Below are 22,309 nucleotides of genomic sequence, written 5' to 3'. Positions count from 1 at the left end.
ACCATCAACCATTATCTGTGTTCCAACATCGAAGACCTGAACAACATGGGGTGCAGCACCGGCCTGCACAGAGACAATCAGTTTGTTTAATGTGTCACGGTAACTGCCCGTGTATTGAACTTGTACTTCTATATCTGGATGGGTTGCATTGAACTTTTCAGCTTGCTGTGCCAAAAAGTCGATCCTCCACCCCCCCATGGCATGCCAGAATTGTATTTTGACCTTTGCAAGGCTGAGTGTCGCGACAAGAGCAAGGAGCAAAAACACCACAAAGAGCTTTTTCATTGTAACACCTCCCCAAAAATTAACCATCGCAAAATTTGCGATGGTTTTCTCTGCGTCTCTACCACGCGGTTTTATTATTATATCAGTTTTAATACAAAAATTCCAAAATTTTATAGAAGTAATGGTGGCTCACCCTTTCCGAGAAAAAAAGAGGGAATTTCTGGAAGCTTGCTCGGGCACCTCTTTTTTTCTTCAATTACTTTCAGATACCTCAGGGCAGTTGCCCCCCAGCTGTAATCTTTTTTCACATAGTCAACTATTTTCTTCGAAAGTTCCATGTTTAGTCTTCTGTCAAAGATCAATTTTTTTAGTCCCTCAGCTATGTTAATTATATCCTCGGGATCAACTAAAATTCCATATTTGACACCACTCTTGATCATGAATTCAGAGGGACCACCATTTTTGGTTGCAACTGCCGGTAATCCGCAGGCCATAGCCTCAAGCGGCGCAAGCCCAAATGGTTCGTAAAGGGAAACCATAGCAAAAAGCCCTTCTTTCGAAACTGCAACTCTGTAAAGCGCGGCTAGCTCCTTCTGATTAGAAATATTCATGAAAAATACCCGATCGCGTGCTTTATGAGCACTAACAGTTTCTATAAGCTCTTTCAAAATTCTGCCGGGTTCACCGGGAACTTTCGAATATTCTTTGTATGCGTTAGAAATGCCTTTTACAATAATGAGGAGATTTGCCTCTTCATTCAACTTCTTATCATTGAGAAAAGCTTTAAGCAACCCGGCCACATTTTTCTTAGGTTCAAGACGGCTTGAACTGACTATTACAGGTTTTTCAACGCGGTTAGGCGCATAAGCGGCAACTGTGCGTGTGTATCTATCAGCTATTACATCGTCCAGTTCAGTAGCCACAGAGTTGAAAATTCTTGTATTAACTCCGGGGGAAGCAACAGCAAATCTGCTATTGTCATTAACGTCTACCCAGTTTTTATATAATGGATGCGAATACTGTTCGAAACGTTCCTGGCTGGTGCTCACAAAATTCACAACGGAATATTTCATTGAAAGCCTTTCGGCGGGGATACGGTATGAAAAACTATAAGTCTTGTCAATTGCTTGGAAATTCTCAGCTGTAACTCCCAACTTATCCATTTTTTGAGCACCCAGAGAATGAGCTGTGAAAGAAAAGGGGATTTTTCTTTTTTTAGCCAGCATGGCAGCAGATAATCCACCATCACCATAATGGCCAGTGATAAAATCAGGGAAAGTTCGTTCTCTCACATATAATTTTTCTATTCCGACAACGTAATCTTTTAGGCACTTCCAAAGCTTTTCTTTCGGTAAAAATTCAGTTCCACCAAAATCGATTCTCACGATTCTAACTCCGCTGATACCCGGGTAATAGTCAAAGGGTGTTGAAAATTCCGGCCAATGTTTATCCACAATCCTTCTTGTAACAATATCCACGTTAACACCGTAAGAAGCCATTGCAATAGCGAGCTCTTTAACGTAAACGAGTTGACCTCCAAAATCGGGATGATCAGTCCAATGACTATCTAAAGGGTCAAAATTACCTTGAGGGTTGAGAAAAGCTATTTTCATAAATCCGCCTTCTTCTCTAATAAGCTCATTAACTCTTTGTACTTCGGAATAGGTAAAGATTTATCCGCATTTTCTATGCGGAAGGCTGCTGCGGCATTGCCGAGTTTGGTCGATTCAAAAACATCAAATCCTTTTAACAATCCGCAATAAAGACCACTCCAGAAAGCATCACCAGCACCGGTTGTATCAACTACACTTTCTGCCAAGGAAGGTACAGTTTTAAGTACTTTGCCATCTGAGACTAAAACTCCTTCAGCTCCAAGGGTCAGTATCACGTTTTCCACTCCAAAACTATGAAATAACTCTATGTATTTTTCGGGAGAGTGCTTTCCGAAAATTCTTTCAGAATCGTCAAGGGACGGTTTAGCGAGAAGAATCCCTTCCATGAATCCCGTCATTATGTTCTTGCTTTTGTTTTCTTGCATTACCCAAAGAGCAGGACTGTAGTTCGGGTCCAGGCAAATATTTATGCTTTTACCGCGAGCAATTTCCAGAAGTTTTTTCAAAACCGTCCGGGCAGGTTCTCTTGATATCGGCCAACTTGTAAAGTGCAAAAAGGAAACATTTTCAAAGAGTTCATCAGGATTTTGAGGAAACGAAATCTGATAATCAGCTCCTCTTACGGGCAGAAATTGGGGTGTACCTTTCGATCTTGTAATAAACACCATGCTGGTATTTTTGTTAACCACAGAAATGAAAGAAGTATCGATGTGTTTTGAATTAAGCCATTTTATATACCCTTTGCCAAAGGGGTCATTTCCTAAAGCTGCGAGTAAAATTGGTTCAATGCCAAGGCTTTTGAGATTAACCGCAAGATTTCCTGGAGAACCCGCAAAATGCTTCTCGAATTTTTCAGCATCGGAAAGATCCGATACATATTCTCTGGAAATCATGTCTATCAACAACTCGCCAATAATGAGAACTTTTTTCATATCCTCATCATCTCAAGTTCACTTAATACCCGTCTGAGAAACACTCTTCACATATTGGCCTTGAAGCACTACAAAGAGAATCAACACAGGAGCTGTCATCATCGTTGCAAAGGCCATTATGTCTCCCCAGTCTCTCGGGTATTGCCCAAAGAATACCTGCATGGCTACTGGCAAAGGTCTGTATTCAGGCCCTCGCGTTACCATCAAAGGCCAGAGGAAAAAACCCCACTGCATCAAGAAATGCAGTATGGCAACACTGGCGAGTATGGGTTTTGACAAAGGCAATGCTATCTTCCAATATATCTTGAACCAGCTTGCTCCATCTATAAGAGCCGCTTCTTCAAGAGCTTTGGGAAAGCTTATAAAGAACTGGTAAAACAGAAAAATGTAGAAGGGATTTGCGATAAAGGGTATGATTTGAACATGGTAGCTATCAAGCCACCCAAATTTATTCGTCATCAACAGCAAAGGCACAGCGATGGTTTCAAATGGAATGATCATCAATGCCACAATTATCGATACAAGCAATCCGCGCCCTTTAAAGGTAAATCTGGCAAGTCCAAATGCCATCATGCTATTTACCAGCAATCCTGCCAAAACCGTTAAAGAGACGATGAGTACAGAGTTAAATATGAACCTTCCAAAAGGCATCCGAGCAAACACGTCGCTATAATTTTTGAGCGAAGCTGGAGAAGGGATAAAGGCCTTTATTGAGCCCATTCTTTTCAAAATGTCCAGTTCATCAGGGTTAAGAGAGGTTGAAATCATGTAAATCAACGGAAAAAGGAAGAATATAGCCAGCAGTATCATAAGGGTATAACTAATGCTTTTATCAATGAGTGTAAGCTTTTTTCTGCTTTTTTCTGCGGGCATATTATGACACCTCTCTTTCTTCTTTGAGCAAAAAGCGCTGTATCACTGAAATAGCAAGAACGAGCAAAAAGAACACAACCGTTAATGCGGAAGCGTAACCGATGTACTGTCTTTTAAATCCCATGTTGTATATGTGAAGGACTACAGTATACGTTGCAGCGTTGGGACCACCATCTGTCATAACCTTCACCTGGTCGAAAAGCCTAAAGGCCAGTATTGTCGTCGAAATAATCACAAAAGCCGTGGTATTTTTCAGTTGTGGCAATGTGATCTTCCTGAACTTTTGCCAATTATTCGCGCCATCTATCGTAGCGGCTTCGTAAAGTGATACCGGAATCTCCTGCAGCCCTGCAAGAAAAATCAGCATTTGAAATCCGACACCTTGCCATATCGACATGAACATTATCGCAGGGAAAGCCCAATTTTCATTTTTTATGAAATCAACAGGTTGCCAGCTCCCAAAACTCATCTTTTGCAAAAACAGGTTTATAAAACCTTCGGGATTGTAAAGGAAAGTCCAGATAACAGCCACCACAACCATGGTGGTAACTGTGGGCATGAAATAAACCGTTCTAAAAAACTTCGTGAATTTTATGCGTTTGTTCACAAGCAGAGCCAAAGCAAGAGCAAACGCTGTCTGAAGTGGAACGACTATAATCACGAACTTGAAAATGTTGAATAACCCTTTCCAGAAGAGATCGTCATCCAAAAGTTTCTTGTAGTTCGTCAATCCAATAAATCTTATCGGTAGCCTGCTTATCAGTCTCTGGTTGGTAAAGGAGAGATAAAATGCTGAAAGAAATGGGATGATAATAAAAGTTATGAGTAGCGCAAGCCCGGGTAAAAGAAAAATGAAAGCGTATTTGAATCCCCGCTTCTTCTCGTAAAACATCTTGGCCATGTTCTCTCTCCTCTCTCTTTTATCAAAAAGGTGGGGTATTACCCCACCCTATAAACATAAAGCATCATCAATAAACGGGATAACCTTCATTGTATTCAATATCGTCATTGATTTCTTTGACTGCTCTGTCAAGTTCTTTTCTTATATCAGAACCGTTTATGATGTTGTCAAGAGCCTTAGCAAAAGCGGCGGTGATTGTTGGATAGGCTGGTGTGACAGGTCTTGGCACGGCAATGCTTTCCAACTGTTGGACAAATATATTCAAAGGTCCACCCTCGCCATAAAGAGGAGACAGAGCAATTGCGCTTTTTCTTGAAGGAACAGCTCCATTTGCATTTGTCATCTTTATTATTTCTTCCGGTTTGAGGATGAATTCAAGGAACTTCCAGGCAGCTTCTGGGTGTTTGCTATTTGTCGTTATACTCCATGCCCATGAACCCATGCCTGTTGCCTGTTTGAAGAATTTTGGCATTGGGATGAGAACCAGATCATCACCAAGAGCATCTTTGTATTGGTTGTAAACCCAGTGACCAACCCAAGAGAGAGCCGATTTACCTTCAATAAATTCGTTGTCTCCCGGAGGGTTGGGGTTGACAAAACCCTGAGCGAAAAGGGCCTGGAACCAAGCCGCAGCAGCAAGGGCTTCAGGTCCGTTAAGGACACCATCCGCAGACATGTAATCGCTACGGTTAATTAAGTCTGCACCAAAAGCCTGGAAAATCGGTGAGAAACCATAAGTGTACCATTCTCCAACACCGTAATTGATTTTCATGTCAAGAGGGAATTTTATTTCTGGAAGTTCTTTCAACTTTCTCAAAATACTCATGAATTCTTCGAAAGTCCATGCATCATCAACACTCTTTGGAATTCTTGCACCAATCTTCTCTAGATATTTTTTGTTTGCCCATATTGCAAGACCTGAATCAAAAGTTCCCAGTGCATAAATTTTCCCACTGTAGAGGCCCTGAGAAATAATAGATGGAAGGAAATCGTTTTTTAGCTCGGAGCTCATGAATGTATCAAGTGGAGCCAGATAACCCGCCCATGCGTAGTTTGAAACATAGGGTCCATCGAGGTCAAGGATATCAGGAAGCCCATTTGCCAATGCCGCTGCCTGCACCTGATCATTATAACTTCCTTCAGGAAGCTGAATGGCTATGATTTCAATCTCATCCTGCATTGCATTGAATCTTTTAACTTGATCGTTAATTACATCTCTTTCTGAACCACGACCAGAATGGAACCACAGCTTGACTTGAGTCTTACCCAAAGCCGATACAGAAAGTACAAGCAACAGTGCAATTACCAGAAAAACCATGAATCTCTTCATACTAACCCCTCCAATGCAGATCCCCACGGGGATCGAATTATGGTGATCTAAATAACAGTGAACTTACCTTCCTCTTCACATTCTTTGAGTTTCTTCATTATGTTTTCATCAGTAGAGGCAGTAACAAGCGCTTCCGAACCAGACCAATCCTTTATGCGGACCAGAGATTTTCTGAAGAGTTTAGAAGTGCTGGCCAGAATATATATTTTGGGTGAGGCTTTTACAATGAGCTTTTTAGTTTCAGCTTCGAGTAAGGTAGAAGAGTAATAGCCTTTTTCATCCAGCCCGTTTATTCCCATAAAAGCTTTGTTAACATGGTATCTATCGAAAAATGGATTTATTTCAAGATCGAGGAAATTCATTGTGCCGTACTGAAAATAGCCTCCAAGAACTACCAGTTTTATCTCGGGATATTGAACAACGGTATTGATAACATAAAGAGAATTGGTTACGACAGTTAAATTCAAAGGAGGCGTTTCGAGAAGTTTTTCTGTAAAGAAGAGAGTTGTACTTCCGGAGTCTACAAAGATGATATCGTTTTTCTCCACCAAGTGGACAGCTTTTTCCGCAATTATTTTTTTTTCTTCAACATCAACTGCAATTTGTTCTTGAAACTGTGGGTCATATCTGTGAGGTCTAAGGCTGATGGCACCACCATGAACCCTTTTCAACAAACCAAGGTTTTCAAGTTTTTTCAGATCAGATCTTACAGTAACTTCCGACACACCAAGCTCTTCAGCTAGAGATGAACTGTAAATTTTGCCATATTTATTCAATTTTTCAACGATGTAATGCTTTCTCTCTTCGAAGATGATATTTATCCCTCCCGTAATTAAAACATATCATCTCAAATTGAGAAAGCAAAACACCTTTAGCATCCATTAAACCTAATTATTCCGAATTATTGAAGGTTAGGCTTCGTGCTTTCGTGTTTTTGCGTTTTGTTACGTTTGCTTTCGAGTTTCGATAAAAAAATAATAAAACGAAAATTTTTAAGTCATAAAAATTTTCTAATCACAACGATATTTCCCGGAAAGCATGACCAAAAACATTTGTTCAGCAGATTAAATAGGTCTGTGAACCTTTTTCGTGATAGATAAAGGTTTTTGAGATGCTGTAGCTTCTTGTGTTTTTTTTCAGGGCATCGGAAATGAGTCCCAGATATCCGTTAATCCTTTCAAAGACTTCATTGAGAGTACAGCTTCCCTGTTCTGTTATTATACGGACAAGAAGCTTTCCATTCCCTATCAATCTTATATTCAGCAGATCTCCGCGTGCTCCGAGTTGCATATTTCTAGAAAGGTAGTGCGATATGTCCACGATCAAATTAGCAGACTTGCGTGTTTCAAGTGAGAGTTCCATGCTGTAAACTATACGCATCTCCGTTCCCTCCCTTTGATAGAAGGATCGATAGAGATGAAACAAAATCAAAAAGCTGTGGAACCCATTGATGAAGATCAAGAAATGCAAACTTACTAGTGAGAAAAAAGAAGCTTCATAATTATTATAGCATGGAACTATGACATTACATTGCAGATAAATGGTCTGAGCTGTATCTGAACATTATCACACTCAGAAGTATAAAAACTGTTGTTAGAACAGTGTTTGAAATCAATAATCCGATGATCGTTTTCAAATCAGTCGGTATTAAGGAGAGCTTCTGAATTTCGTTCAGCAAAGCTGTCATGGGAAAGTAGTCTGCGAATTTTCTAAGCCATTCGGGAAACATGGAACGTGGAATAAGCATGCCGCTAATCAATATAAATACAACGGAAACCCCGGTTACAAGAAACTGACTTCCTCTCGAAGTCCTTGTAAGGCTCGTCAAGAATACACTCATAGTGATGAACACCAATGAAAGCATCAGAAAAAGCGGGGTATTTTCCACAATATTGATTAAACCTTCATAGCCAAAAAGCAGTCCAAAGAGTAGAAAAAAGCAGAACTCAAAAATTCCAACAACTAAGAAACTGACGATCTTTGAAAAGAGAAACTGCAAGGCTCTTGTATTGGCAAGCACTAAAAAGTCCAAAATCTCTGTCCTTTGGTCCTCGTGAATAGACCAGCTAAGGCCGATACCCAGGGTAAGCAGCAAACACAGCGCAAGAATTAGAGGAAAAAGAAATTCCTTGAAATTGAATTTATCGCCGTCAACACCCTCCACCACTATCTCAGGTGCTTTGTAGTTTGGATCTACTGTCACATTTTTCATAAAATTCGGGTCAGCGATAACAGGAAGGGCTTTGAACTCATTGAGAACATTACTGAGCACCTGATAAATCGCGATCCCTGATTGAAGCGCATCGGGATTGGGGACAAAAATGAGTTTCGATGGTTTTTGAAAAAGGAGGTCGTTCGCAAACCCTTTTGGTATTATAAAGTAACCATCCAGGTCTTTCAGTTGATTTTCAGCTTCGTTCCTCGTTTTGAAAACATAGATGTTTTCTTCTTTGACCATGGAGGTTGCGTATCGGATAAAAAATATCCCAAGGAAAGTATTATCCTCATTTACAACACCCAATCGAAGTGCGTAAAGTCCATTATTCATGTTAAAGACTCCGGTAAAGAGAACCATTGCCATCGGAAGAAGCAGGAAATAAATCCATATACTCCGCGACCTGAAAATCATTTTAAGTTCATTGCTGAGTAACGTGGTAATTTTCTTCATTGAATCCCTCCGCTTTTTCCTGTATTTCATTATATAACAACACAACGACATAAGAGAAGGAAAGCCGCCCTTTGTCTGGTAAAATTGTTTCAAGGATTCTCATTTCAATAAAGGAGTTGATCGTGTGAAACGCTTTGTTTTTCTTTCTTTATTTCTTATTACCTTCGCTTTGACCTTTGCGAGTGGGGAAGTAGCAAGTATCACGTTGAATGGAACACCATTGTCGGATGCCTATTATCAAGTGAATGCTGACGTGCTTCAGGGGTATCTCAATGATGCGTTGGGAAGTTATCAACAGCAAGGTATCAGCCTTGACCCTTATTTCTCTTCACAAAACGCTCCCAGCCAGATAGAGCTGAAATACAACATTCTCAAGAACTTGCTCGATGATAAAATTGCAGGATATTATGCGCAAGAAAACGGGCTTTTTCCCAAAGAAGAGGAAGTCTCTGGCTATACTGATCAGATAACAACAAGCTATTTTAGCAATCCTCAGTACGTATCCCAAATAGAAATGAGCTATGGTTCAACGGAGACCTTTTGGAGGGTTATAGAGTCTTATGTCCGCTCCGAGCTGATAAAGCAGAATATCCTCAAAACACTCGTGACAGATTATCCAGCCAGTTTTACCGAATACTTCGAAGCCAACAAAGCCGATATAAAGAACAAGTATGAAAAAGTGAGTGCAAGCCATATACTTTTATCCTCAGAAGCAAGCGCCACAGAGCTCAAAAAGCTCATCGAAAATGGCTCGTTGACTTTTGAAGACGCGGCAAAGAAATACTCCATTGACACAGGTTCTGCTCAAAATGGTGGCTCTATTGGTGAGTTCAGCCGAGGAGAACTTGTGAAAGAGTTTGAAGACGCCTCATTTGCCGCTACTCCGGGTGAAATCGTTGGACCCGTGGAAACAGAATACGGATATCATCTAATCCGGGTGGATTCAAAAAGTACCTTTGATTCCGTGGAAGAATTGTTGACTACAAATGCATATACTAATGTTGCGAGAGATTTCCAGAACAAGGTGTATCTTGGCTGGTTCAACAATTACAAAGCAAATAGCCCTCTTGGCTATGTTATTTACGACCCGGAACTTGACCTTCTGGATAGGCTGATGAAATCGCAGGTTTCGGGCGAAGACATAGAAGACTTTTACGCTAGGTTAGAAAAAGAACTATTCGATTCTTCAGGAGAAATCAAAGAAGACACAACGACTTTCGCCGCAGTTCTCTATCTGATGATCTCAGACTCTCTCATGCAGCCAACGTTGGATAACTTGCAAAAACTTCAGGCCATGCTTGATGCCAGAAAAAATCTCCCGGAAGACATAAAAACACTTTCACCAGAAGATATGCAAAAATCTCTCGAAGAAACCCCTGATAGCACTGATAACAAAGTGCTTGAATTAAAGAACAACCTTTCAACACTGATAGACCTTTCAAAAGAGCTCGGCGTTTTTAGTGAAGAAGAAATCAACGCAAGACTCGCTGAAGAGCAGACTTACAAGGACAAAAGATACGCAGTAATTGGAAAAGTCGCTGGATTTCTATACCATAGAATGCCGGACTCAGATAAAGCATTAGAATATCTGAACAAATACAGTGGCAATGATCCAGAAGTGGTGTTCCTTTACACCAGCAAGCAATACGAAAATGAACTCAAACCCATGATTGAAAACGAGGAACTCTTTCAGAATTACCTTAACTATTATGAGCAGTATGTAGGTGACAAGGCAGCTGAAATGCTTATAAAATATCCGCTCACCTCCATTGAAAATCGTCTAAAGGAAAATGTTATCAAAAACGATAAGGCTTCTGATGAATTGAAGCTAAAGTCGATAAGACTTCTAATAGAAGCCTATAACAAAGCCGGAAAGCTTTCTATTGACAAGAACCTCAAGATTGACTTCTTCAGCGGTGCTCTTGCCTACACATATTATCTTGATGATTACGTTGATATGGGACTCGTGGAAGAATCCGAGGTTGATGCACTTGTTGATGAACTAATGAATGAGATAAATGCCTTAGAAAATGAAGAATAATACATGAAAAACAAAAAGGGGGGCTTTTAGCCCCTCTTTTTTTATTTTATTGCGATGATTTTATATTCTTTGGGTTTTAAGAGAAGAGAAATTTTCAAAGTGATTGGAGAGAGAATGTATTCAGCCTTTTGCTCTTCCCACGAGATATTTTGAAGCACAGCGAGTTTTTCACGATCCTTATACAACGGCCTGAACCTTATTAAAGGATTATCGGTATAGTGTAGCTCTATTTCAGCATCTTTTGCTATTTTCCTGTACAATAGGTGAGAAAGGTCAGTATGATTTACCATTGGCGTTTTTAGCAAAAGATGTTCCAGCGGAAAATTCAAGAAGAAAACCTTTCCTTTTTCCAGTTCCATTTCTGTGAGAAACAGTTCTTCAGTAAGCTTCAAAGCTTTCCCTGCACATTTTTTCAGAGGCATATAAGCACTTTCATGAGGGTAATTATCATATTCTGTACGGATTTTCCAGCTTTGTCCTTCAAAGCTCAATTCAATATCTCCGACCAAAGGATCCCAGAGACCGTACCTCAGATTGTGCTTACAACCTGTTAGAGCTTCAAAATTATGAATCCATATGCCCGGTTGAAAAAGATCGGAGCCAGCAAAGTAGCTTAGATAAAGCTGCCCACCGTGTTTTGCGAAGCTGTAAAGCTTTTCCGAAGTGGTGGCTAGGAGTTTTCTAACACAAGGCGTAAGTATGAGTTTATAGTTCATTAAATCCTCAAGATTATCCTCGAAGAGAAAATCAACCTCAAATCCGGCTTTAGCTGCCAGCACCATGGCCTGTAACATCTGACGTGCCATTTCCCGGGGTTCATCAACGGAGAAAGGATATTGCCTGTTGTAATAGGAAGGTACTAAAATTGCCGCCTGTGCTTTGGAAGGTGTTAACTCCTCTAACTCTTCAGCTTGTTTCCTGAAGCTTTTGAATTCGTATGCAACTGGTTTTGGTTCTCCTCTTACGTCAAAAACGCCAAAGCGCATCTCAAAAGGGTGATGCAGATAAGGTGGCATCTCAAAATAGTTGAAATCGCTCAAGCACCAACCGAGGTTCCCAATACCACCAGAAAGAAAAGTGTTCAAAAAGACCTCTCTGTAATACAGTGCTATATTTTCATCAGAAGCGTGGCTCGATGATGCGCCAAACTCTTCAAACAACACAGGCAAACCAAAGTTCTTGAGGAACCTAATCATAAATTCGGTGACCATGCTGTGCCTGTAATAGTCGATTTCTGGCACATACATGTGCGGCCCCAAAAAATCGACTATTTTAGATAGACTCTGTATGTCAAAACCGTTGTTACCACCAAACACGTTCCAGTTGCCATCGCCAACTCCCACAGGCCTTTTGGGGTCAATTGACTTTATGCCTTTTACAAGCGTTTTTGCCCAATTCAATACCTCTTCGGGAGTTCCTTCACCTCCATAAAGCGGCATCTCATTTGTCAAAAGATACCCCCATATGGCGTTAAAATCCTTAATTCTTTTTGTTATCTTTTCAATGAGAAATGCCTGTTGCTCTATCATAAAAGGATTTGAATACAGGCTTCGACCTTCTCTAAACCCAAAATCCCAGTTTTCACCAGACATATGTCCCACGATAAAAGTGGGGATTGTCATGAGCTTGTGTTTTTCGCATATTTCAAGGAAAGTTATGAGCCTGCTCATGTGCTTTTCGCTTATTTCGCTAGGGGCGGGTAAAAAACTGGGGCTGAGGATGAAAAAGCGACACAGGTTCATGCCGAACTCTTTCATTTTTTTCACTTCTTCTTCTATTGTTCCCGGGTTCCAGTATTCGTCTTCCCACATCAAAATCGCACCACTGCGCGACCAGTAGTTCACACCAAGTAGATATCCCATCTGTTTTTCCCTACCTTTCAACTGTCCTCACCGATTCTCTTTCCACTATTTTTGTTGGGAGAACGACATTTCTGTAAATCGTATGTTTTCCTGATTCAAGCCGCTCTATCAATAGCTGTGTCGCTAAAGCCCCCATTTCTTCGCGTGGTTGGCAAACAGTAGTAAGCGCAGGAATCATAAAAGAGGCAAAAGGTGAATCGTCAAACCCCATGATAGAGATATCTTCTGGAACTTTTATCCCCAATTCGTTTAACGCTTTTATCGCTCCAAGCGCCACATAATCATTCGCACAAAAGATAGCTGTTACTTTTATGGGTGGGGTAATATGTTCGAGTATAGCTTTGTAGCCATCTTCTGGCTCAAATCCTGTGATTTTGCTCATAAATACCTCAACCTCTTTGTGTCTTCTAAGGTATTTCAATATGCCCTTTTTCCTGTCTCTGGATGCGTAAACATTTTGTGTTCCAGGTATGTAAAATACTTTCCTGTGTCCTTTGTTGTGAAGGTATCTTATGGCGGCATATGCCCCCATGACATTGTCAATGTTCACCGAGTCAATATGCACTTCTTCAACAGGATAATCCACGCCGACAATTGGTATTCCACTGTCAATGAACTTCTGCATGAAGTGCTCATCACACTTGAGAGTGCAAACCAATACCCCGTCAACTTTCCGATTGAAATACTCGTCGAGGATTTCTTTTTCTCTCACGGGTTTGTCCCTGGCAAGAGCAACCATTACGTCATATCCCTTGCTAAAGGCTTTTTCATAGATGCCCGTTAGGATGTTTGGATAATGGTAAGCTCTCAGGTTTGGCACGACTACGCCAATTGTACCAAAGAGCTTTGAATTTTTTCTTGAAAAGGGCCTGGGCTTGTAGCCGAGTTTCTGCATGGCTTTCAGAACCCTTTTTCGTTTTTCTTCGGAAACCTGTGTTGAGCCATTTATGACTCTGGAAACAGTGGCTATTGAAACCTCAGCTTCTTTTGCCACATCTTTTATGGTAACCACAGAAAACCCTCCTACTCTAAAAGATCAAAAGGCACTTTTAGAAAGGCATTGAACCTATTCGTTGTTCTATTGCGTATTATTTCGCGGAAGAGGAAAAAGCTGGGTCTTGGAGTGAAAAGTTTTTTGTCATAGTCAACATGAACCAGTCCAAATCTCAGGGAAAATCCCTTTGCCCATTCGTAATTGTCCGTTAGAGACCAGTGTAAATAGCCACGAATGTCGTACCCCTCTTCAAGCAGCCTTTCGATAGCTGCAAGATGAGATAGGAGATAATAAGGTCTCAGAAGGTCTTTATTATCAGCAATGCCATTTTCAGTTATATACACGGGCTTTTTGTATCTTTCACAGATGGCTTTAGTGATATTGTAAAGGCCTTTCGGGTAAATTTCCCAGCCCGCATCGCTAACAGGCAATCCTGCTTTTGAAAGGGTATTTGGTTTACATGCAAAGCCATAACCGGACAAACTCTTCCAGCTAATTGTAAATCCTCCTGCTTTGAGTATCGGCTCTCTTCTCTCTACGAAGGACCGCGTGTAGTAGTTGATGCCTATGAAATCGATCTTATCTTTTACAGCATCTCCAAAATACCAATTCAGCAGATTGTTAGCTTCCTCGGCACTATCATCGCCGTCTATCCAGTGAAACGCATAAATGACTCCAATAGGTCTATGGGTATATTCTTTCATCGCTTCATACGCAAGGTTATGCGCATTTATTTCATTGTCTAAAGCTTTTTTCCAGAGCGTAGGGTCTATAACCGAAGGCGGAAAGCCCGAAGGCCTCTGAAAATAGCCCAAATTGGCTACTACATTCGGCTCATTCATGGTAGACCAAAAATCCACAACTTCTCCCAAATTTTTTACCACAAAAGCTGCGAATTTAGCGAATTCATGAGGGCTCCTTTCATCCAGCCAACCAGCTTTACTGAAATCGAGATTGCGGTTCACTTTTATAGGGTCATGTAGCCATAAAGGAAGGGTAAAATGATTCAGGTTGACCATTGTTTTCATGCCCCTGGCTTTTATATCTTCCAATATTTTTCGGTAATGTTTAATAGCCGAATGATCTGCGAGCTCTTCCAGTTCTTCCGGGCTCTCCACGTCAAAAGTGGCATCGGGAAAAATTCTTGACCATTCAATACCTATTCTGAGAACATTAAACCCGGCCTCAAGAGCAAGTGCATGAATTTCGGAATATCTTTCCCAGTAGTTCAACCCATTTTCAGGAAGGTCTCCACTTACCACATTGTTTTCCTGAAGATATTGGTCATGAACCCAGAGGAACCAATCTGTATTTGGATCCATAGTATTCCCGCCCATTTCAAATTGAAAACCCGACATTGAAGCCCCAAAAAGAAAATCTTCGTTAAACATCATTCCACCTCCAGCATGCGACATGGTGATCCTCTTCGACTTTTATAAGCCCTTGTGCTTCGCATTCTTTTGTAGCCAGTGGACTTCGGTCATAATACTTGCACATGCCGATAGTATCAGATCCAACGGCTTTTCGTTCTGGAGTTTCAAAAGTTGTCCACTTTCTATCAATCCTTGGCACAGCATCCAGAAGCATACGCGTATATGGATGAAGGGGGGTGCTAAAAACCTTTTCAGTTTTTCCAGCTTCCATTACTGACCCCTTATAAAGGATAATACTCTCGTCGCTTATGTAATAACCCAGTGATAGATCATGAGTAATAAACAGTATTGAAAGCCCGCCTTTTTTGAGCTCTGCCAATATGTTGAGCACATCGATTCTGGTTGAAGCGTCAAGCATGCTTATTATTTCGTCAGCAACGAGAAATTTTGTATCAAGAAGTAGCGCCCTTGCTATAAGCATCCTCTGTAACTGCCCACCGCTTAACTGATGAGGAAACTTGTTAAGAACTGTCTTAGGGTTCAAGCCAACGGATTCTAGAGCGTCAAGTACGTGTATTTGCCATTCTCTCCCGGTTAGTTCCGGGAAGAACTCACTCTTTACAAGTTCAAAAATCCTGTCAGCTTTAAATATGGGGTTAAAAGAAGAAAAGGGATCCTGAAACACACCTTGAACATAGCGATAATATTCCTTGAGTTTCTCTCCTTTGAACAATGATAAGTCTTTCCCTTGAAAGAGTATTTGCCCCTTTGTGATGGGGATTAATTTCAACATCATTTTACCAATAGTTGTTTTTCCACTACCACTTTCACCTATCAGGGAAATGATTTTCCCTTCTCCTATCGAAAATGAAACATTATCAACCGCCGTGAGCTTTCTTTTTCCAAAAGCGCCAAGAGAATAAACTTTTGTGATATCTTTAAGTTCAATCATCGATTGCTCCCACCTTCCAGCAGGCTACCTGGTGGCCCGGTTCTATTTCGACCAATGGAGGTTCTTCATCACATTTTTCAGAGGCAACAGGGCACCTATCTTTGAATCTACAACCTTCTGGAGGATTCAAAAGCTCGGGTGGCCTGCCAGGTATTCCCTTAAGAGGAGCTTGAGAATATTTAATGCCTACTTCTGGCAAAGACGAGATGAGGAGCTTTGTATAAGGGTGAAGAGGATTTTTGACGATCGTCTCTGTGGGAGCTCTTTCAACTTGCTTGCCAGCATACATGATCATGATGCTGTCTGCCACCTGGTAGAGAATTGAAATATCATGGGTTACAAAAATCACACTCCTTACGATTTTTCTATCCCTAAATTCAACAATCATTTTTGAAACCGCTTTTTGAGAAGAAACATCGAGAGCGGAAGTGATTTCATCTGCTAACAGCAATGATGGATTCAGCAAGGTCGAGATAACCATTACCATACGCTGATTCATTCCGCCAGATAATTCAATTGGATAAAGATCAAGCACCTTTTCATCAAGCTCTACCAACTTCAACCTTTCCTCTATCATATCCCTCATTTTTACAAAGCTCTCTCCGTGGTGTTCGAGAAGGTCAGAGATAATCTGTTTCAATTTTCTTATAGGATTCAATGCATTCATAGCATATTGTGGAATGATGGACACTCCTCTAAATCTATTAGCTCTCATGGCTTCGTAATTGTCTATCGGGAGTTTCTTGTCGTTTAAAAACACTTCTCCTGAGATATATTTCATAGGAGGCTTCAATAAAATCAGCGCATTGCTCAGAGTGGACTTCCCGCATCCAGATTCACCGGCCAGCCCCATGATTTCCCCGTCTTTTACCTGAAAACTAATACCATCTACAGCTTTTACATCTCCGCGAAGCGTCTGATAGTATATTCTCAAATCCTTTATTTTCAAAGCCATGTTCACATCTCCCTGAGCTTAGGATTAAAAACTTCATCCAATCCTGTATTCATAAAATACATTGCCCCAACAATAGCTGTAATTGCAATTCCGGGTGGAACTGCCCACCACCACATACCGAGTTGTATGGCATTCCACAAGACTGCCTGTTGCATCATAAGCCCAAGGGAAATCCCTTGAGTAGGACCAAGCCCTATGAAATCCAATGTAGCAGCTGTGAGAATCGCTCCACCAAACTGCAGAATGAACACCATAAACACATATGAAAGCATATTTGGCAATATTTCAACAACAATTATCTTCAAAGGTTTCATGCCTGTTATTCTCGCGAGGTTGACAAATTCCCTGGTTTTTAGTGAAAGAGTCTGCGACCTTACTGCTCTGGCTGTCCATGGCAATGCTGTAAACCCAATGAAGACACTCTCAATGAATACACCACGATACTTAAGATAAGCCGCAAGAATAATTAACAATGCCATGGTGGGAATAACCAGCACAATGTTTGTAAACATCATGAGCAACTCGTCAGCTAAACCTCCTTTGTAACCCGAAAGGAATCCCACGAAAAGTCCGATAAAAGTTGCTATACTTCCGCCTACAAGCCCAACAAGAAAGGTCGATCTGAGACCATAAACGAACTGGGAAAAGACGTCTCTACCAAAAGTCGTGGTCCCAAGCCAGTACTCGCCTGAAGGGGGATTATAGCCGGGCCCGGCAAAATCCTGGGGTTCATATTTCGCGAAATAAGGACCGAAAATAGCCAGAAAAGCAAACAAGGCAACGATAAAAACCCCTATCCTTAGCTTTGTGTTCCGCAATGCAAAAAAGAGTATCTCACTTTTTCTGAATTTCATGCTGTCTCACCACTCATTCCACGCCTTACCCTTGGATCCACAATTACATAAATGATATCTATAAAGAAGTTCGCTATTAAAACACCAAGTATAATGAAAAGGAAACACCCTTGAATGAGGAAATAATCACCGTTCAAAATTCCCTGAAGCAAGAGGTAACCTATGCCAGGATAAGAAAAAACCACCTCTGTGGCAAGGGCACCTGCTACAATAACACCCAGCTGTAAAGCCAATCCTGTAATTTGAGGTAGCACCGCATTTCTGAAGGCGTACTTTCTTATGAGTTTCGCTGGGGCTCCCATGGCTTCCATATATCTCGAGTATTCTGATTCCAACTCATAAATAATCATATTCCTCATGCCAATCGCCCAGCCACCAAGCTGAACTATAAAAAGTGAACCAAAGGGTAGAATCCAGTGTTTAAGATAATCCCAGATGAACTCCCAGCTCAGGCTCGGACTCATGGAAAAACTGTATGCTCCCGAAATGGGAAATATCCCAAGCACCACACCAAATACCCAGGCAAGAAGTATTCCAAGCCACATATATGGTGTAGCAGTTATCACATACCATATCGGTAATATGGTGTTATCAAGCCGCTTTTTTCTCGCAGCAAATGCTCCAAACTTATTCCCTGCTATCCAACTTAAAAGTATCGCGGGAACAAGCAAGAGAATATCATAGGGAACCGCTCTCTTTATGACTTCAAAAACAGGACTTGGAAAAAGATATACACTTGTTCCGAGATCACCTTTGAACAGAGAAAACCAGAAATTCACATATTGTTTCCATAGCGGAAGGTCCAGACTGAAAACCTTGTTATAGTAATTGTACAAAAGATCCATGGCTTCAGTCCTCATTGCTGCTCTTGAAAGCAATGTCCTGATTGGATCTCCCGGCATAAATCTGGGAATTACCCAGTCAATCGTAACCGCGAAAAAGAAAGTAAGCAGATATATGATTATTTTTCGTCTTAAATACTTTCCCACTGTCTTTCCTCCCAAAATTTAAACCCCGCCTTTCCTGGAAAGGCGGGGAAGTTGAAACAATTACTTGCTTTGAAGGTCTGTGAGCATCATAAGACCACCAAGCTGCCATCTGCCACCCCAGGTACAGGGATAATGGAAGGGACCGTGTTCGCTGGGCCAGTTTGTCCACGCAGCTTCACTTGCCTGGAACCACATACCGTTATACCAGAGAGGAATTGCAGGCATATCTTTCAGGAAAATTTCTTCGATCTTTGAAACAATTTCTTTTCCAGCTTCTACATTATCGAAAGGTGTTCTGTTGAACTCATCGAGTAGTTTGAAAACTTCGGGATTGTCATATCTACCAAAATTTCCATTCGCTTGATAATCACTGATCGGGAAGAATAACCAGTGGTAAAACGTCCAAACGGTTACGCTTAAATAGCTCCCAAAATTGTTTATAGCCATATCAAAATTGCTACCGTAAAGTTCATCTTGATATCTTCCAAAATCTGGAAATTCAGCTAACGCATTGATTCCAACAGCTTTCAGATTGCTTGCTATTATCTTTATCGATTCCATCCAATCTGTCCAGCCAAACGGAACAATGATCGAAAGTTCAATCTTTGAACCATCAGGAGCTTCCACAAAACCATCACCGTCTTTGTCAACATATCCGGCATCTTTTAACATGCTCTTGGCTATATCGGGGTTGAATTCAAAGCCATATTTGGTGACAACATCCTCATCATAATATTTCATCCAGGCATCTATGGGAAGGAATCCCAGTGGATTTGAGGGGAGCACCTGTTTTTCGAATACCTTTTCGACGATTTCTTCTGAATTTATGGCAAAAGCAACAGCTTTTCTGAACTCCGGGTCGTCCATTGGTTTTTTGGTGGTATTTAAGAAAAGGAAAGCTGTGTTATCTGATAACATGTAAGGCACATCATCGAACCAGGTATGAATCCCGTAAAATTTCTTAATCGTTGGAATACCGGGAAGGAAGAAATTACTTATGTCTAACTCCCCTTTGATAATCATACCGAGGGCAACGTTGTTGCTCATTGCCCTCAAATATACGATCCTCTTTGGAGTGGGTTCTATACCCAGAAGTTCTGTTGCCCACCAGGTGGCGTTTTTCAAGTAAACCATTCTATCCTGATCATATGTCTCCGCAAGATATGCGCCTGTACCAATTGGATTTTCATTGGCTCCCGTGAGAATGGCTTCCTTTGACCTGTCTTTCCAGAGATGTTCAGGGATAATCGGGATCTGGTAAAGGTTTGTAACCCATTCATGGTAAAGTGGCTCCGTAAAGTGGAAGATTAGCGTATAATCATCAACTTTTTCAATGCTACTCAGCCATTTCCAGAGGGTGCTATAGTAAACTTCCGGGATATCCTTTGCGAGTTCAAAGGTGAATTTTACGTCATCTGCATTAAAAAAGGTACCGTCTGTCCAACGAACCCCTTTTCTGATTTTCAACTCATATGTGTTAAGATCTTTCCATTCCCCTTTTTCAGCGAGCCATGGTATCATTTCATCAGAAAGCGGGTCATACAAATAAAGGGGTTCATAGATCAATCCTACTGTGCCTGTAACAGCGGCCCATGGGGTTACCGGGTTCCAGTTGTTTGGTGGTGCCCAGAGTCCTCCACCCGCGTACAGAGTTTCATTTCTCTTGTAAGTTACACCAAGCAATATCGTGCTAAAAATCAATATCAGCACGAGTATAGTGCCCTTTTTCATAAAAAAACACCTCCCACCTTCGTTTCCCCTTAAGGGACAATACAACAATATAATGAAAATATTTTCAAGCAATTTTCTGTTATTTTCATATAGATAGCCTGAGCACTCTTTAAAGCCTAATTAACGCAAATAGCTAAAGATTCGCACAAACAAAGATATTGGCAAAGAAGTAAAATAAATAAATCGTGAAAATATTTGAAAATGAAAATAAGTAAGGAGGTACTTTTCGATCATGCAGCAGGTGAAGCTGACTTTCGATGGTGAATTTAACGGCTTAGGAAAAAACGGGAAAAACGTGGAACTGAAGATTGGTCCAAGAGAATTTGCACCTTATGATCTTATCCTTCTTGCTCTTGGTTCATGCCTATATTCTACTTTTCTTGATATAGCAAAAAAGATGAAAATCCATTGGGAATCTGTTGATCTGGATCTCAGCGGTGAAAAAAGGAAGGAAATCCCGACCACTTTGAGGTGGTGCAGGATTTCAGTTAAGATGAAAAGTGCTTCTCATCATGAAAAAATCAAAAAAGCTTTTGAGCTCGCAACAAAGTACTGTTCCATATATCACACGCTGTCAAAGGTTGCAGAAATTCAATGGGAAATAGAGTTTTACTGATTCACTGACATGTGGCTTTCTCGGGCTAATTATGCTGATGGCTGGAATTTTTTCCAGTTTAAAAACCCAGCAAGAGCCATGTCCAAAGTTATGTTATACATACAGCTTTACTTCTCCTCTTTCAGGCTAAAGCCTTCCATAATGGTTTTTTGGAAAATCAAAAGCACGAGAAGAGGAGGTAGCATGGCGAGAATCGTTCCAGCCATTATAATGTTCCAATCGGCTGCTTGAGCTTCACTCGCTAGCAGCATTTTTATCCCAATCTGGACAACTCTCATATTGTTGGAGTTTGTGATAATCATAGGCCAGAGATATACATTCCACATGTAAGTAAATTCTATGAGAAAGAGAGCTCCTATGTTTGTCTTAGAAAGCGGAATGAGTACATTCACAAGGAATCTCATCGGACCTGCACCATCTATTCTTGCAGCATCTGACAAAGACGGTGGAACAGTCAAAAATAGTTGCCTGAATAATAGAGTTCCCGTGGCACTGGCGAAAAAGGGAATAGTGAGAGCGTAATAGGTGTTAATCCAGCCAAAGGATCGCATCAGATCATAGGTGGGAACAATACGAATAGGTAAAGGTAGCATGTGTGTTATCAAAATGGTTGTGAAGAAAAAGAATTTTCCCTTAAATTCGCCAAAATAAGTGAATGCAAAGGCGGCCATAATAGAAAGCCCGATTTTTGCCAGCGCTACCGTCACTGAAATAAAAGAACTGTTGAAAATGAGCCTGCCCATATTCACCGTTGTCCAGGCCGTTTTGTAGTTTTCCCATATGTGCGTACTTGGTAAAAACCTTGGAGGAAAGCTATACGCTTCCTTGGAATTGAAGGTGCTCATGGTGAAAGCGTAATATACAGGGAAGATAATAACAACCAGCATAATCGACAAAAAAATATATGTTAGGACAATTTTGCTCTTTTTTGTTTTCACAGCTCACACCACCTATCCGTAGAAGACTCGTCGCTCAGCGTATTTGAACTGGAGCGCTGTGAGAATCGCAACAAATACAAACAACACCACAGACTGCGCAGAAGCGAAACCAGTATCTAAATTGATAAATCCATCCCGGTACTTCTGAAAGACTTCGAGTTGGAAGTTACGTTCTCAGAGGCTCTGGACACGACCCTGTTGACAGAGCAATCGTTGGCTGTGATCGAAACCGAGGGCGAGCAATCGCTCCCGGTAACATGGTCATGGTCCGACCCGCTGCATCTGATGCTGACCCCATCCGGGCTGGAGGCGGGGCGTGACTATCGACTGGATATCACGGAGTTCGAGCTGGCCGATGGGAGCGGAAACGTGCTTGGTGACAGCCTCCGCTCATACGCCTTCAGTATTACCGATGAGGACGATCTCGGCCACGAAATTCAAGGAGCAGGTTCTGTCGCTCCT

General features: G+C 41.2%; 21 protein-coding genes. 3 read left to right on the top strand and 18 right to left on the bottom strand.

Annotated features, from left to right (window positions below; translation table 11 throughout):
• The 9 genes from AC3LHT_RS02150 to AC3LHT_RS02110 all read right to left on the bottom strand — a co-directional run.
• Positions 1-285 (bottom strand): extracellular solute-binding protein (locus AC3LHT_RS02150; RefSeq protein WP_488661819.1); only part of this gene is annotated, 285 nt, incomplete at its 3' end.
• A gap of 110 nt (positions 286-395) precedes the next feature.
• Entirely contained in the window at positions 396-1,838 is a 1,443-nt protein-coding gene (locus AC3LHT_RS02145) for a glycosyltransferase (RefSeq protein ID WP_488661818.1), read from the bottom strand.
• On the bottom strand, positions 1,835-2,770 hold the full coding sequence (locus AC3LHT_RS02140) for a carbohydrate kinase family protein (protein WP_488661817.1): 936 nt from the start codon (positions 2,768-2,770) through the stop codon (positions 1,835-1,837). The genes AC3LHT_RS02145 and AC3LHT_RS02140 overlap by 4 nt, the downstream gene beginning before the upstream one ends.
• A gap of 18 nt (positions 2,771-2,788) precedes the next feature.
• Positions 2,789-3,643, bottom strand: coding sequence for a carbohydrate ABC transporter permease (locus AC3LHT_RS02135; protein ID WP_290665789.1), 855 nt, complete (start codon positions 3,641-3,643; stop codon positions 2,789-2,791).
• 1 nt (position 3,644) lies between these two features.
• Positions 3,645-4,544 carry a carbohydrate ABC transporter permease gene (locus AC3LHT_RS02130; protein WP_290646128.1) on the bottom strand — a complete coding sequence of 300 codons (900 nt, stop codon included), beginning with the start codon at positions 4,542-4,544 and terminating at the stop codon, positions 3,645-3,647.
• Between the two features lie 67 nt (positions 4,545-4,611).
• The gene (locus AC3LHT_RS02125) at positions 4,612-5,874 is read right to left on the bottom strand and encodes an ABC transporter substrate-binding protein (RefSeq protein WP_488661816.1); all 1,263 of its coding nucleotides are present in this window, start codon (positions 5,872-5,874) and stop codon (positions 4,612-4,614) included.
• A 47-nt stretch (positions 5,875-5,921) separates the two neighbouring features.
• Positions 5,922-6,662: a DeoR/GlpR family DNA-binding transcription regulator gene (locus tag AC3LHT_RS02120; RefSeq protein WP_367115364.1), complete on the bottom strand. Its 741-nt coding sequence runs from the start codon at positions 6,660-6,662 to the stop codon at positions 5,922-5,924.
• Between the two features lie 268 nt (positions 6,663-6,930).
• Positions 6,931-7,254, bottom strand: coding sequence for a hypothetical protein (locus tag AC3LHT_RS02115; protein ID WP_290646132.1), 324 nt, complete (start codon positions 7,252-7,254; stop codon positions 6,931-6,933).
• A 145-nt stretch (positions 7,255-7,399) separates the two neighbouring features.
• On the bottom strand, positions 7,400-8,542 hold the full coding sequence (locus AC3LHT_RS02110; protein WP_290665783.1) for an ABC transporter permease: 1,143 nt from the start codon (positions 8,540-8,542) through the stop codon (positions 7,400-7,402).
• Positions 8,543-8,666: 124 nt separating this feature from the next.
• On the opposite strand from AC3LHT_RS02110, the gene AC3LHT_RS02105 reads away from it, so the two are divergent.
• A complete protein-coding gene (locus AC3LHT_RS02105) occupies positions 8,667-10,583 on the top strand; it encodes a peptidylprolyl isomerase (protein ID WP_488661815.1) in 1,917 nt (638 codons plus the stop codon).
• Positions 10,584-10,624: 41 nt separating this feature from the next.
• Here AC3LHT_RS02105 and AC3LHT_RS02100 read toward each other — a convergent pair whose 3' ends face one another.
• The 8 genes from AC3LHT_RS02100 to AC3LHT_RS02065 are packed head-to-tail and all read right to left on the bottom strand — an operon-like array spanning position 10,625 to position 20,293.
• Positions 10,625-12,466, bottom strand: a complete 1,842-nt coding sequence (locus AC3LHT_RS02100) for a cellulase family glycosylhydrolase (protein WP_488661814.1) — start codon at positions 12,464-12,466, stop codon at positions 10,625-10,627.
• Complete coding sequence (locus AC3LHT_RS02095; protein ID WP_290646140.1) at positions 12,456-13,457, bottom strand: LacI family DNA-binding transcriptional regulator; 1,002 nt, start codon at positions 13,455-13,457, stop codon at positions 12,456-12,458. The genes AC3LHT_RS02100 and AC3LHT_RS02095 overlap by 11 nt, the downstream gene beginning before the upstream one ends.
• An 11-nt stretch (positions 13,458-13,468) precedes the next feature.
• The gene (gene bgaS / locus AC3LHT_RS02090; protein WP_488661813.1) at positions 13,469-14,833 is read right to left on the bottom strand and encodes a beta-galactosidase BgaS; all 1,365 of its coding nucleotides are present in this window, start codon (positions 14,831-14,833) and stop codon (positions 13,469-13,471) included.
• Positions 14,823-15,764: an ABC transporter ATP-binding protein gene (locus AC3LHT_RS02085; RefSeq protein WP_488661812.1), complete on the bottom strand. Its 942-nt coding sequence runs from the start codon at positions 15,762-15,764 to the stop codon at positions 14,823-14,825. Before AC3LHT_RS02085 ends, bgaS begins: the two co-directional genes overlap by 11 nt.
• Positions 15,757-16,719 carry an ABC transporter ATP-binding protein gene (locus AC3LHT_RS02080; protein WP_290665773.1) on the bottom strand — a complete coding sequence of 321 codons (963 nt, stop codon included), beginning with the start codon at positions 16,717-16,719 and terminating at the stop codon, positions 15,757-15,759. Before AC3LHT_RS02080 ends, AC3LHT_RS02085 begins: the two co-directional genes overlap by 8 nt.
• 2 nt (positions 16,720-16,721) lie before the next feature.
• Positions 16,722-17,573 (bottom strand): ABC transporter permease, encoded by an 852-nt coding sequence (locus AC3LHT_RS02075; RefSeq protein WP_488661811.1) that lies wholly within the window; start codon positions 17,571-17,573, stop codon positions 16,722-16,724.
• The gene (locus AC3LHT_RS02070; protein ID WP_488661810.1) at positions 17,570-18,562 is read right to left on the bottom strand and encodes an ABC transporter permease; all 993 of its coding nucleotides are present in this window, start codon (positions 18,560-18,562) and stop codon (positions 17,570-17,572) included. The genes AC3LHT_RS02075 and AC3LHT_RS02070 overlap by 4 nt, the downstream gene beginning before the upstream one ends.
• Positions 18,563-18,622: 60 nt before the next feature.
• Positions 18,623-20,293, bottom strand: a complete 1,671-nt coding sequence (locus tag AC3LHT_RS02065; protein ID WP_488661809.1) for an ABC transporter substrate-binding protein — start codon at positions 20,291-20,293, stop codon at positions 18,623-18,625.
• Between the two features lie 232 nt (positions 20,294-20,525).
• Between AC3LHT_RS02065 and AC3LHT_RS02060 the strand changes: the two genes are divergently transcribed.
• Positions 20,526-20,909 carry an OsmC family protein gene (locus tag AC3LHT_RS02060; protein ID WP_290665765.1) on the top strand — a complete coding sequence of 128 codons (384 nt, stop codon included), beginning with the start codon at positions 20,526-20,528 and terminating at the stop codon, positions 20,907-20,909.
• 107 nt (positions 20,910-21,016) lie between these two features.
• Here the strand turns inward: AC3LHT_RS02060 and AC3LHT_RS02055 are convergent, their stop codons facing one another.
• A complete protein-coding gene (locus tag AC3LHT_RS02055; RefSeq protein WP_290646156.1) occupies positions 21,017-21,847 on the bottom strand; it encodes a carbohydrate ABC transporter permease in 831 nt (276 codons plus the stop codon).
• 159 nt (positions 21,848-22,006) lie between these two features.
• On the opposite strand from AC3LHT_RS02055, the gene AC3LHT_RS02050 reads away from it, so the two are divergent.
• On the top strand, positions 22,007-22,309 hold a 303-nt coding region (locus AC3LHT_RS02050; protein ID WP_488661808.1), incomplete at its 3' end, for an Ig-like domain-containing domain.

This window comes from Kosmotoga sp. (assembly GCF_982836095.1).
This window is presented reverse-complemented; position numbering and strand designations above follow the sequence as displayed.